Here is a 12,446-nt window from a genome sequence, read left to right as displayed (position 1 = left end):
CAAGCCATGCAAAACAACAAAATTGAAGTTAACCGTAGTTCGGTAGCCGTGTTACGGGTCATGGTGAGTTTGATATTCATCGTGGCCAGTTTAAACCATTTAATCAATACCGATAAGGCCGTTGCTCGCATCGAAAATGCCAAGTTTGGAGCTTTGGGTCATTTATTGGGGCTACCGGAGTTTTCGGTGATTGCCTCTGGAGTGGTGATGCTGCTTGCCGGTATTGCTTTAGCTGTGGGCTTCAAGACCAAATGGTCGGCCTTACTGTTGATCTTGATGCTTATTCCCATCACTTTGACTATTCAAGTAGGTCAAATGGCGACGGTGGGGCCCTTGTTCAAGAATATTGCTATTCTGGGCGGACTCCTCTTTTTTGTATTAAATCCAAAACTTAAAAAACAATAAAATGAAAAAATTATTAACCGTGGCCTTGTTGGCCATCAGCTTTTTGACCGGGCTTAGTCAAGTGAGTGCACAAAGCACCTACAATAAAGATCAGAACAACTACATTGTGCTTACCCGAAAAATTCCACAATTAAAGGCCATCTTGTTGGCTGCTGATGAACTGGCTGCCGATGATGGTGACCAGTTCGGGGAGTTCCATGTGGTCATCTGCGGAGAGACGGTGAAAGGGCTAACAGACATGGAACAAATGCAACCGTTTCTGGATTTGGCCAAAAGTGAAAAGATAAAACTGTTGGCCTGTGGTTTTTCCCTTAAAAAATTCGGAGTAGATGCCACAAAACTACCCAAGGAAATGGGTGTGGTAGCCAATGGGATTCTGTATGATTTTAACCTACAAAAAGATGGGTTTTTAAGCATTACTTTATAAAAAAACCTGATTTTGTTATTAAAAGGGGCGTTGGAAACATCGTCCCTTTTTCTTTTTTGGTACATTAAGGGAAATCCGAGGTCCATTTATTTTTTCATCACAGGAATCTCCAAATAACTATCCCCATACCATTTAATGGTCAAAGGCTCTTTGGCATCTTTTATGGTTTCTTCGCTGACATTTTTACCTGTACCATAATTGATTTCAGAGAAGGGGTCTTTAATTCCATTGACCACCACTATCAACCGACTGCCCTTACTTATTTTCTTACTTGTCATCCGTACAATTGCGAATGGGAGTTTTACCTTTTCATGGGGTGTCAATAATTGTCGGTGCTCCCAATCTCGCACATAACTCGCCCTGCCCACATAGGGCAAGGTCAGTGCAAAGAAATTGCCCTCAGGGGTCTGCTCAAACAACACAACTTTATAATCAAAATCCTTTTTATTGATGGACACCGAGATTTCCCCTCCAAAAGAACCGTTCAGTTCAAAATCGGCATCAAAAGGTTGGGTTGCAAAGGAAAAACCATGTCCCACCATTAAACTGTCTTCAACAATGTTCCTCCAGCCACTTGAATTCCAGGTAAGGTTGCTTCGGTCCAAAAAATCAATCGCCTGCTCCAAGTATTCATTGGAGTCTACAGGCTGCTCCGCAAGGGTGAAATGGATATCCTTCCCATTATTTCCGGTATCAAACAGCGATGCAAAGCCAACTCCCGAACGCTCGTTGCTCAAATAATACTTGAGCGTATCGTTCACCATTTCCTGCAGCGAGGGAGCATGGCCCCATGTATTGGCTCCCATCACCTGATAATTGATTTTGTCCTGCAATAATTTGGGTTTAGCCTCACCCTTTAATATATAATCAAACCAATCAAAGATCAATTCCGTGACATCAATTTGGGCCACGGGGTCTATATCGTACCCAAAAATATTGGCGCTGGTTTTTTCCTGGGCTCCAAAATGGGTGTATGGCCCTATTACCAGATAATGCTCCGCATTTTTGTTGTATTTGGTATGTTCTTTCAAATAATACTGCGTTCCGACTTGCCCACCATCATAGTAGCCTGTTGTTGCCAAAACGGGAATCTTTATATGCGCAAACTCCTCTTGGTAGGGCATCATGTTTTGCCAATAGGCATCGTAGGCGGGGTGTAATAACCGCTCCCGAAACTGTGGGTTAGGCAATCCGTCCAAGCTATCCATGGCCTTGTAGGCCACCCCTTTTTCAAACCATTTCATGTTAAGGTCTCGCCACCTTTGGCCGTTGTAATATAAAGTGGTGTCCAAATACTTATTATTCGATACATAATGGTGCCAAGGAAAGTGGAAATTAAAATATACCCCATTTTCCATAGGTTCTGCGATACCCGGCGCTGCGGAGACCGAAGGAACAATGGTTTTTAAGGCAGGATGCACCTTGTGCTTTACCGCAGCCCATTGGGTGAAGCCGACGTAGCTTCCACCATACATTCCCACTTTTTGGTTGCTCCAATCTTGTTTACTGATCCAATCGATTACCTCATAGGTGTCGGTTGACTCATATTTATAAGGGACTATCGAATCAGGGCTCAAGCCCTTGCCACGAGTGTACGAAACCACCCCTACGTACCCGTAGTCCGCAGCCATTTTAGCTCTTTTAAGATCGCTTTTACGTGCGTAGATGGTATGAAAAAACACGGCCGGACTTGGTTCCGAAGCCTCGGCATTTCGAACTACGATTGCATGGATTTTTGCTCCATCATCGGTTGAAATCAATATACTGTCCTGAACCAGGTATGTTTTGCCGTCTTCCATGATCGCTCTTGGGGTTTGAACGGGAGCTTGTTCCTTGCAGGAGGCCACAAAACAGAGGGCTACCACGACAAGAACAAACGTTTTGTTGATTGAATTTTTCATTTTGATTGATTTTAAGTTCAGGATATAACCGTCCTAAAGCAATATGTTTTTGCTGTTCGTTATTTTGATTTGATTGCTTGTGAAACCGCTACAAACTGTTCCGTTTTTTGAACTTAACCGATTGCCTGCTCGAGAGATCTATCTTTTCCCCTGTGGTCAATACCAACTGCAGTTTGTTGTTGAAATACGGGTGGATTTCCTTGATGTATTCCGTATTGATGATTTGACTTCGGTTGACCCGAAAAAACGTATTTGGGTCCAATTTTTCTTCCAATTGGTTCAGGGAACGCTTGATCATGGCTTTTTTATTGCCAAAATACAAGCGTGCATAATTTTCCAAGGATTCGATTAAACTTATCTCGGCCAAAGCAATAAAATATACCTTTTCGCCATCCTTGATAAATATTTTTTGATGGCTTGCCAAGGGTGCTTTTTGCGCTTCTTCCTTCTTTTGCAGTTCCAGCTTTACCTTTTCTATGGTTTTGGCAAAGCGTTCTTCCCTTAGGGGTTTCACCAAATAATCCAAGGCATTTACTTCAAAAGCTTGGACAGCGTATTGATCATAGGCCGTTGTAAACACTACTTCGGGAACGGCTCCCAACTCCTCCAATAAATCAAACCCCGATTTCTCCGGCATATGAATGTCCAAAAAGATGATGTCTGGATGCTCTTCTTCTATTAATCCAATAGCAACTTCCACATTGTTGGCTTCACCCACAATTTCAAATTCTGGATAGCTTTCAAGGGCTCTCCGGACCTCTTCTCGGGCCAAGCGCTCATCATCTATGATCAAAGTTGTATACGTACTCATCATTTTTCAATTGGAATCATTAATGTGGCAACCACCCTGTTTTCCGAAGGGGTTTCAACCTTAAACTCCGCCCTTCCCTCATATTGCAATAAAAGGCGTTCATTAAGATTTTTCAGGCCTAGCCCCTTATGCTTTCCTTTGGAAAGATTTCCAGGATTTTTAACGCTAATCATTACATGGTCGTTCTTCTTTTGAACCGAAATATCTACAGTGCCCCCATCCAATTGTTTATCAATACCGTGCTTAATGGCATTTTCTACCAAAAGTTGAATACTTAATGGCGGGATTTTAACGTTTTCAAGCGTGTGGTCAATATCAAAGGTAATATTTAGGCGTTCCTCAAATCGAAGTTTTTCCAACTCCACATAATCCTTTACCAACGCCATTTCTTCTGCAATGGATGTGGTGGTATGCTCTTTTTCATACAATGATGAACGCAATAGGTCGGACAATAAATCTATGGCCCTTCGTGCACTTTTCGGGTTTTCAAAAACCAAGGCTTTGATGGAATTTAAGGAATTGAACAAAAAATGTGGATTCAACTGTGCAGCTAGATTGTCCAACTGACTTTGCTTTGCAATTACCGAAAGTTGGGCGTTTGTTTTAGCCGTATGTACCTCTTTAATATAGAAGTGATAGGCATGGTAGGCCAATACCCAAATAGCCATATGTCTCAATCCGGTAATCAGAACCGGATTCCAAACCGACAAATTCTCCAGAAATGTATTGCTATCATTTATCAAATAAATGTAAGCCGATGTTTTTAGATTCATTATCAGCATGAACAGTACGGCCAACACCAAAATAGAGGGAATAACCTTCTTAATCAATCCCTTTATCCCCAACTGGTTCCAATTAGCTTTTAAAGCTATGCTCCTATAAGCATGGGTCAGGCCAATACAAATGGCAACATCCAATATATAATTGATTAAAGCTTGAGTAATGGTAAACCGATCCCGTACCAAAGCAATGTAAAGCCACAAGAGGGAAACAAGGCCCCAGCCAATAAATTGGCATTTCCAATAGAGGGATAGTCTTGTTTTTGTCGTTTTGTTCTGCATTGAACCATTCATTTTTAGGACCTCTTGTTTTGCTTGGTTATTGCAACTCGGGATTTGAATAACTGGTCAACTCATTTACATATACCCCATACCCATCCTCATTAACATGCTTGATATATGTTTTTAAATCTGGGGAATACCACCAAATATCCGTCATTTCCCCTTTAAAACCTCTAGAATTTGTTACAATTCCTTTGTATTCTATTTTATACGCCTTGAATGTTCCGGCGACCACATTTAACTCTTCAAATGAAACAATTTCAGCATCTTGAATGGTTTTTCCCGTAGTACCTTCATCATTTTCCCATTCTGATTCGTATTTCCATTTTTTTCCAACCTGCAAAGGCCAATTACGAAACGGGGTGCTGCTCTTCTTATGATTTGTGGTTTTCGAAATTTGAACGGTATCAACCCCATTCCAGAGCCCCATAGTTCCATTGTAGTCCACTACTTCCTGAATGTCTTCCCCTTGTGCACGAATCTCTCCTTCCACTGCACGTTCCCATTTCCAAGTCCATTTTTCTCCAACGGTATAATCATTTAAAGTTGGTTGGTTGGTTTTTGTGGATGCACAATTACTGAAGATCAGTAGCAGTGCGAAGTGGAATATTACTTTTCTTGTCATTGTTATTGTTTTTTGATTGATGAATAATTATGGTTGTGATCATAACTATGATGAATCACTGGTACAAAGCAATCAAAAACATCCATCCCCAAGAAGAAAAAGTACATAAACGCATGAAATTTGAGTTGGGCGTAAAAAATAGCGGCAATTATCTACGGAAACAATGCGTTCCAATCCAAAAACAACCAGTTTCAAGGTCATTTAGGCTTGGGTGCCAACAAACTTCCCCTACAGCTCAAAAAAACTTTAATACCCTACATTGTATGGTTATCGACAAAGCCAATGGTTGGGAGTTACTAGGGAAAATTGAATAGATTTAGTAGTTCCGCCACTTTTGGGTAAACTCAAAAACGTGTTCCAGTATCTTGGCTTCGGTGTCGTTGAATTCCATGTTACGGCGTTTCATCATGGCTTCTGCCACTTCAAAAGCCTTATTGGTCCTAAAAGAGGTGTAACCTGCTGGGCCGCCCCAACTAAAACTGGGAATAAAGTTTCTGGGGAAACCACAGCCAAAAATATTGGCACTCACTCCCACCACGGTTCCCGTGTTAAACATTACATTGATGCCACATTTGCTATGGTCGCCCATCATCAACCCGCAAAATTGCAGTCCTGTTTTGGCAAAACCTTCGGTTTTGTAGTTCCACAGGCGAACGGGAGCATAATTGTTTTTTAAGTTGGATGTATTGGTGTCCGCCCCAATATTGCACCACTCCCCTAACACGGAGTTTCCAAGAAAACCATCGTGCCCTTTGTTGGAATTGGCAAACAATACCGCATTATTCACTTCCCCACCCAATTTGCAGCCCGGTCCAGCGGTAACGGCACCGTAAATCTTGGCGCCCATCTTTAAAATGGCGCTTTCGCAAAGGGCCAATCCACCTCGTACCATACAGCCTTCCATCATCAAGGCGTTTTTACCAATATAAATAGGACCTGTGGAGGCATTCAAAATACAGAACTCCACCGTAGCTCCTTCTTCGATAAAAATGTTCTCTGGGCTCCTAACTTGGTTGGTATCGGGTATGGGCTGGCTGGTTCTACCTTTGGTCAGTAGGTCAAAATCGACCTGTAGTGCCTCCCCGTTTTTGGAAAAGATGTCCCAGGTATGCTTTATGGTCAATACCTCGCCATCAAAAGGAATGGCTGTGTATGCCGATTCCTCAAAACCCGTTTCTGGGTTTTCTGTTACATAAGCGATATAGCTATCGTCCCCAATCAAAGCTTCACCCATCTTTAAAGTGCGGATGGCTTCCACCAAAGCTCGATTAGGCAAATAACTACCATTAATCACGGTATTTTTAGCCGCAACGGATAACGGAAACTTTTCAGAAAGGTAATCCGCAGTTTGAAAGCTCACAGAAGTTTTCAGCCATTTCTCCCATTTTTCACTAATCGTTAAGATACCCACCCGAATCCCGGATACAGGCCTCGTGAACGTAAAAGGAAAAAGGTCTTCGCGGTGGTTACCGTCGGAAAGGATATAGTTCATAGCGCAGCTTTGAAGGTCTATTTAGGAAGTTGTGATTGAAATTCCCAAACAGGTTACATACCGTAAAAATAAAAAACGCCCTCGAAAACCATCGAGAGCGTCTATATATTTCGTTAAAAAGTGCGGCCTACTCGGTCTCCTTCTCTTCTTTCTTGAATTTTTTGTACTTGTTCTTGAACTTGTCAATTCTACCAGCGGTATCGACCAATTTGGTTTTACCGGTGTAGTATGGGTGGGAAGTTCTTGAAATTTCCAATTTTACCAAAGGGTATTCAACACCATCAACAGTGATGGTCTCTTTCGCTTCAGCAGTGGACTTTGTAATAAACACATCGTCGTTGGACATGTCTTTAAAAGCAACCAATCTATAGTTTTCTGGGTGTATACCTTTTCTCATCGTCTTAAATGCTTAATCTCAGAATTTTCAGGGTGCAAATTTAATGATTTCTTTTATTTCTCCAACTTAAAAGCCCTAAAAAATTAAAAGTAAATTTATCTGTAACAAATCTAAGCAATCTGGCACTAACCTTTTGTAATCAACACTAATTTTAAAATCATGGAAGAACAACAACCCAAAACAGGGAAATTTGCACTTAACTACGGATTATTGTTAGGTGTAATATCCGTGGTGTTCGGCGTTATGCTCTACACCCAAAAAATGCACTACGAAAGAAATACGGCAATTATCGTGATTTCCATCGTAATAATGGCTGCCGTTGTGTTTTTGGCGATCAACGCCTTTAAAAAGGCGAACGGTGGGTATTTAACCATTTCGGAAGCTTTAAAAGTTGCTGTGGGCGCCGCTTTGATCGGTGCTGTAATTTCTTTGGCCTATCAATTTGTACTTACCAATTTTATTGAGCCCGATTTTATGGACAAAGCCATAGAAATGGCCAAACCAAAAGCCATGGAACAAAACCCAAGCATGACAGAGGAGCAATGGGAACAGGGTGTGGAAATGCAAAAAAGCCTCTCCTGGCTACAATATCCCATTGGTTTAATTATAAATTGTGTACTCGGTCTGATATTGGGCCTTATTACGGGACTGATCTTGAAAAAGTCCAAAGCGGAATACTAAAACAAAAAATACTACTTTTGAAAGGAATTCCAGAATCGAACAATGCAGATTTCCATTGTAATTCCTTTACTTAACGAACAAGAATCGTTAAAAGAACTACATGATTGGATTGTACAAGTGATGCAATCCAATCATTTTTCTTATGAAATCATCTTTATTGATGATGGCAGTACCGACGGCTCTTGGGAAACCATTTTGGAGCTTTCCAAAACTGACCCAAATACAAAAGCCATTCGTTTTCTAAAAAATTTTGGCAAATCACAGGCCCTGCACGCGGGTTTCAAAGCTGCCGTGGGAGACGTTGTGGTCACCATGGATGCCGACCTTCAGGACAATCCGGAAGAAATCCCTGAAATGTACCGAATGGTCACCCAAGAAGGGCATCATGTAGTATCGGGCTGGAAAAAGAAACGATACGATTCCGTTATTACCAAGAACATTCCCTCCAAACTGTTCAATTGGGCAGCACGGAAAACTTCTGGCGTAAAATTGCACGATTTTAATTGTGGGCTCAAAGCCTTCAACCAAAAAGTCATAAAAACCATCGAAGTTTCCGGTGAAATGCATCGGTACATTCCTGTTTTGGCCAAAAATGCCGGCTTTGCCGATATTACGGAAAAAGTAGTGCAGCACCAAGCCAGAAAATATGGTTCCACCAAGTTTGGAGCGGAACGTTTTATAAATGGGTTTTTGGATTTGATTACTATTTGGTTCGTTTCCAAATTTGGTCGTAGGCCCATGCACCTATTTGGGGCTTGGGGGGTACTCATGTTTATTGTAGGCTTTGGATTTTCACTTTATTTGGGTGTTGACAAACTATTCCTTAACCCAGCAGGTCGTCTAATTACCCAAAGACCACAATTTTATATGGCGCTGACCGCCATGATCATTGGCACACAATTATTTTTAGCGGGTTTTATTGGAGAGATTATGGTACGGTCCAGAAAAAACGATACCCGATACAACATCTCCGACAAAATTAACCTCTAGACCATTCCAAAACCCGTTAAACTTTGTATTTTTAAACCTCTAAACAACTATAAATACCATGGATTCCATTACCGATATAGCGCGAACTTGGTTGACCGATTTTTTTGACAATGACACAAAAAAAGAAATCAAACACCTTATGGAAAACGACCCTGACGAACTCAAGGAACGCTTTTATAAGGATTTAGAATTTGGAACTGGGGGCATGCGCGGTGTAATGGGTGTTGGCACTAATAGAATTAACAGGTACACCTTGGGGAAAAATACCCAAGGTCTAAGCAATTATCTTAAAAAAACATATACGGACAATGATCTTAGGGTCGTAATCGCTTACGATTGCAGGCACAATTCTAAATCTTTGGCCAAAACCGTGGCAGAGGTTTTTTCGGCCAATGGTATTAGGGTACACCTCTTTTCCGAATTAAGGACAACCCCCGAGCTTTCCTTTGCCGTGAAGCATATCGGATGCCATGCAGGAATTGTACTTACCGCCTCCCACAACCCACCGGAATACAATGGATACAAAGTATATTGGGCCGATGGCGGACAGATTGTGCCTCCACAGGATGGCGAAATTATAGCTGAGATCAACTCTCTATCTTTTGAGGACATCAAATTTGATAAGGATGAAAGTCTGATACATTTAATTGATGAAGATGTGGACGAAGCCTTTTTTGATGCATCTGTAAAAAATGGAAGTTTTGACGCCAAGGGGAAGGACAATTTCAAAATCGTGTTCACTTCCTTGCACGGAACCTCCATTACCGCCATTCCAGAAGTATTGAAACGAGCAGGCTACAAAAACGTTACTATAATTGAGGAGCAAGCAAAACCGGATGGGGATTTCCCAACTGTAAAATCTCCAAACCCTGAAGAACCAGAAGCATTGTCCATGGCCATAAAAAAAGCCGAAGAGATTGGTGCGGACATGGTTGTGGGTACCGACCCCGATAGCGACCGTTTGGGAATCGCAGTACGCAACTTGGATGGTAAAATAGAACTGCTGAACGGAAACCAGACCATGGTGCTCATGACCAAGTTCCTTTTGGACCAATACAAGGAAGAAGGATTCAAGGGTAACGAATTTATCGCTACCACCATTGTTTCCACCCCCATGATGCAGCAAATGGCAAAATCGTACGGTGTGGAATTTAAAACAGCGTTGACTGGCTTTAAATGGATCGGCAAAATGATAAAGGATTTTCCCAACTCCCGATTTATAGGTGGTGGCGAGGAAAGTTTTGGATATATGGTTGGGGACTTTGTACGAGACAAAGATGCAGTAACCGCTACCCTATTGGCCTGCGAAATCGCCGCCAACGCCAAAGCCAATGGAAGCTCTTTTTATAAAGATTTGATCGATGCCTACGTGGAGTTTGGCTTCTACAAGGAAAAACTCATCTCCATCACCAAAAAAGGAATGAGCGGAGCAGAAGAAATCAAACAAATGCTGAAGGATTTTAAAGAAAATCCAGTAAATACGGTTCAAGGTTCAAAGCTGCTCTACATTGAAGATTACAATACCTCCATTGTAAAAAATGTACAGACAGGTGAGGAATTTACGCTTCATTTGCCAAAATCCAATGTACTCATTTACGAGACGGAGGATGGCACCCGAATTGCCGCGCGACCTAGTGGAACCGAACCCAAAGTAAAGTTCTACATCAGTACAAATGGAAAATTGGACAAGGCAGCGGATTATAAATCCGTAAATTCGCAGTTGGATACCAAAATTGAAGGTATCATTTCTGAGCTGAATTTATAAGTGAATGAACTACTTTAAAAAGATTCTCCAATTTGCGAGACCATACCGCAAATATGGTGTTCTGAATATTTTCTTCAATATTCTCTATGCATTGTTCAGTGCATTGTCCTATGCTGCACTCATTCCAATGCTTAATGTACTTTTTGATAAAACCAAGCAAATGAGCGATCCACCAAAATTTGAAGGTATCGGCAAGCTCAAGGATTATTTTGAAGGTTACATGAATTATCAGGTGACCCAATTCTCCGGAGAGGACCCTATGAAAGGGCTGCTTTTGGCTGTGGGTCTCATTTTGTTCTTATTCCTATTCAAGAACATCTTCAATTACTTGGCCATGTATTTTATTACCTTTTTGCGTAATGGAGTACTCAAAGACATCCGTAACAAAATGTACCGGAAAATCGTGGATTTGCCCATCTCCTACTTCTCCGAGAAAAAGAAAGGCGATGTTATTGCCAGGATCACTTCCGATGTATTGGAAATTCAGCATTCCTTTCTATCCATTTTGGAGTTGATCGTGCGCGAGCCCTTGACCATCCTGTTTACGATCATTGTAATGTTCATCATTAGTGTAAAGCTGACCATTTTCGTTTTTATTTTTATTCCCATTGCTGGAATGATTATATCCCGGATTGGGAAATCATTAAAGAAAAAATCGGACAGGGTACAAAAGGAACAAGGTGAATTTCTCTCCATAGTTGAAGAAACCTTGGGGGGACTTCGCGTAATCAAAGCATTTAACGCGGAATCTAAATTCTATCATATATTTAAAACCTCAACTTCACGCTTTTTCAGGTTTTCAAACTCCTTGTTGAACCGTCAAAACCTCTCATCGCCGACCAGCGAGTTCCTTGGAATTGTCGTTTTTGGCGTACTGCTTTGGTTTGGCGGACGGATGGTACTCTTGGAAGGAACCTTGGACGCCGCCTCTTTTATATCCTATATGGGGTTGGCATTTAATATATTAACGCCTGCAAAAGCCATTAGCAAGGCTTCCTATGCCGTTAAAAAAGGAAATTCCGCTGCCGAGCGTGTTTTGGAAATACTCGAATCCCAAAACCCCATCACCGATATTGATGGAGCTGAAGATAAAACGGATTTTAATTCAGGTATTGAATTGAAAGAAGTCAGTTTCAAATATGAAGACGATTATATCCTTAAAAATTTCAACCTAAAGGTTGATAAAGGGAAAACTGTTGCCTTGGTAGGGCAATCCGGCAGTGGAAAAAGCACCGTGGCCAATTTGGTCACTCGTTTTTACGATGTAAATAAAGGAGATATATTGATTGACGGCACCAACATCAAACACATTACCAAAAAGTCGTTGCGCGGACTCATGGGGTTGGTAACGCAGGACTCCATTCTCTTCAACGATTCCGTAAAGAACAACATTGCCCTAGGCAAGGAAAATGCCACGATGGACGAGATTATCGCCGCTGCAAAGGTCGCCAATGCCCACGATTTTATTATGGAGCTCCCTCATGGCTACGATACCAATATTGGAGATAGCGGAAATAAACTGAGTGGCGGTCAAAAACAACGCTTGTCCATTGCAAGAGCCGTGCTGAAAAATCCACCCATCATGATATTGGACGAGGCAACCTCCGCCTTGGATACTGAAAGTGAGCGATTGGTACAGGACGCCTTGGAAAAAATGATGCTGAACCGCACTTCCATTGTAATTGCACATCGACTGTCCACCATACAAAACGCAGATACCATTGTGGTGATGAGCAAAGGGGAAATTGTGGAACAAGGTACCCATGAAGAATTGATGAAATCCGCCAAAAGCTACAAGAAATTGGTGGAGATGCAGTCGTTCACCTCTTAATCCATCACCAGCACAGTTATTTTGAGATAATTTGTGCCAATAAAAGAGTCCCGTCTTCGG

Annotated in this window: 12 protein-coding genes; 6 read left to right on the top strand and 6 right to left on the bottom strand. The window is 41.7% G+C overall.

Annotated features, from left to right (window positions below; all coding sequences use genetic code 11):
* Positions 1–6: 6 nt before the first annotated feature.
* Complete coding sequence (locus VM932_RS14780) at positions 7–405, top strand: DoxX family protein (protein ID WP_326279729.1); 399 nt, start codon at positions 7–9, stop codon at positions 403–405.
* A gap of 1 nt (position 406) precedes the next feature.
* Positions 407–832 carry a sulfur reduction protein DsrE gene (locus VM932_RS14775; protein ID WP_326279728.1) on the top strand — a complete coding sequence of 142 codons (426 nt, stop codon included), beginning with the start codon at positions 407–409 and terminating at the stop codon, positions 830–832.
* 86 nt (positions 833–918) lie between these two features.
* On the opposite strand, the gene VM932_RS14770 is transcribed toward VM932_RS14775, so the two are convergent.
* From VM932_RS14770 to VM932_RS14745, 6 genes are all read right to left on the bottom strand, one after another.
* A complete protein-coding gene (locus VM932_RS14770; protein ID WP_326279726.1) occupies positions 919–2,733 on the bottom strand; it encodes a CocE/NonD family hydrolase in 1,815 nt (604 codons plus the stop codon).
* An 88-nt stretch (positions 2,734–2,821) separates the two neighbouring features.
* Positions 2,822–3,544, bottom strand: a complete 723-nt coding sequence (locus VM932_RS14765; protein WP_326279724.1) for a LytR/AlgR family response regulator transcription factor — start codon at positions 3,542–3,544, stop codon at positions 2,822–2,824.
* Positions 3,544–4,605 (bottom strand): sensor histidine kinase, encoded by a 1,062-nt coding sequence (locus VM932_RS14760; protein ID WP_326279722.1) that lies wholly within the window; start codon positions 4,603–4,605, stop codon positions 3,544–3,546. The genes VM932_RS14765 and VM932_RS14760 overlap by 1 nt, the downstream gene beginning before the upstream one ends.
* A 37-nt stretch (positions 4,606–4,642) precedes the next feature.
* Positions 4,643–5,230, bottom strand: a complete 588-nt coding sequence (locus VM932_RS14755; RefSeq protein ID WP_326279720.1) for a hypothetical protein — start codon at positions 5,228–5,230, stop codon at positions 4,643–4,645.
* Between the two features lie 316 nt (positions 5,231–5,546).
* On the bottom strand, positions 5,547–6,722 hold the full coding sequence (locus tag VM932_RS14750) for a GlmU family protein (protein WP_326279718.1): 1,176 nt from the start codon (positions 6,720–6,722) through the stop codon (positions 5,547–5,549).
* A 127-nt stretch (positions 6,723–6,849) separates the two neighbouring features.
* Positions 6,850–7,119: a type B 50S ribosomal protein L31 gene (locus VM932_RS14745; RefSeq protein ID WP_163627426.1), complete on the bottom strand. Its 270-nt coding sequence runs from the start codon at positions 7,117–7,119 to the stop codon at positions 6,850–6,852.
* Between the two features lie 159 nt (positions 7,120–7,278).
* Between VM932_RS14745 and VM932_RS14740 the strand changes: the two genes are divergently transcribed.
* From VM932_RS14740 to VM932_RS14725, 4 genes are read left to right on the top strand one after another with little or no spacing between them, the layout of a single operon-like run.
* Entirely contained in the window at positions 7,279–7,800 is a 522-nt protein-coding gene (locus tag VM932_RS14740) for a DUF4199 domain-containing protein (RefSeq protein ID WP_326279716.1), read from the top strand.
* A gap of 42 nt (positions 7,801–7,842) precedes the next feature.
* Positions 7,843–8,790 (top strand): glycosyltransferase family 2 protein, encoded by a 948-nt coding sequence (locus tag VM932_RS14735; protein ID WP_326279714.1) that lies wholly within the window; start codon positions 7,843–7,845, stop codon positions 8,788–8,790.
* Positions 8,791–8,848: 58 nt separating this feature from the next.
* Positions 8,849–10,555 carry a phospho-sugar mutase gene (locus tag VM932_RS14730; protein ID WP_326279712.1) on the top strand — a complete coding sequence of 569 codons (1,707 nt, stop codon included), beginning with the start codon at positions 8,849–8,851 and terminating at the stop codon, positions 10,553–10,555.
* Between the two features lie 4 nt (positions 10,556–10,559).
* The gene (locus tag VM932_RS14725; RefSeq protein WP_326279711.1) at positions 10,560–12,386 is read left to right on the top strand and encodes an ABC transporter ATP-binding protein; all 1,827 of its coding nucleotides are present in this window, start codon (positions 10,560–10,562) and stop codon (positions 12,384–12,386) included.
* Positions 12,387–12,446: the final 60 nt, after the last annotated feature.

The sequence above is a fragment of the Flagellimonas halotolerans genome, assembly GCF_035818535.1.
Classification (GTDB): domain Bacteria; phylum Bacteroidota; class Bacteroidia; order Flavobacteriales; family Flavobacteriaceae; genus Flagellimonas; species Flagellimonas halotolerans.
The sequence above is the reverse complement of the archived record's forward strand: the minus strand, read 5'-3'. Positions and strand labels throughout refer to the sequence as shown.

What these genes read in the sequence shown, in the direction of transcription:
- VM932_RS14755 (WP_326279720.1), bottom strand. Translation starts at nt 5,230, where the DNA reads ATGACAAGAAAAGTAATATTCCACTTCGCACTGCTACTGATCTTCAGT.
- VM932_RS14765 (WP_326279724.1), bottom strand. Translation starts at nt 3,544, where the DNA reads ATGAGTACGTATACAACTTTGATCATAGATGATGAGCGCTTGGCCCGA.
- VM932_RS14750 (WP_326279718.1), bottom strand. Translation starts at nt 6,722, where the DNA reads ATGAACTATATCCTTTCCGACGGTAACCACCGCGAAGACCTTTTTCCT.
- VM932_RS14745 (WP_163627426.1), bottom strand. Translation starts at nt 7,119, where the DNA reads ATGAGAAAAGGTATACACCCAGAAAACTATAGATTGGTTGCTTTTAAA.
- VM932_RS14730 (WP_326279712.1), top strand. Translation starts at nt 8,849, where the DNA reads ATGGATTCCATTACCGATATAGCGCGAACTTGGTTGACCGATTTTTTT.
- VM932_RS14725 (WP_326279711.1), top strand. Translation starts at nt 10,560, where the DNA reads ATGAACTACTTTAAAAAGATTCTCCAATTTGCGAGACCATACCGCAAA.
- VM932_RS14735 (WP_326279714.1), top strand. Translation starts at nt 7,843, where the DNA reads ATGCAGATTTCCATTGTAATTCCTTTACTTAACGAACAAGAATCGTTA.
- VM932_RS14760 (WP_326279722.1), bottom strand. Translation starts at nt 4,605, where the DNA reads ATGCAGAACAAAACGACAAAAACAAGACTATCCCTCTATTGGAAATGC.
- VM932_RS14740 (WP_326279716.1), top strand. Translation starts at nt 7,279, where the DNA reads ATGGAAGAACAACAACCCAAAACAGGGAAATTTGCACTTAACTACGGA.
- VM932_RS14780 (WP_326279729.1), top strand. Translation starts at nt 7, where the DNA reads ATGCAAAACAACAAAATTGAAGTTAACCGTAGTTCGGTAGCCGTGTTA.
- VM932_RS14770 (WP_326279726.1), bottom strand. Translation starts at nt 2,733, where the DNA reads ATGAAAAATTCAATCAACAAAACGTTTGTTCTTGTCGTGGTAGCCCTC.
- VM932_RS14775 (WP_326279728.1), top strand. Translation starts at nt 407, where the DNA reads ATGAAAAAATTATTAACCGTGGCCTTGTTGGCCATCAGCTTTTTGACC.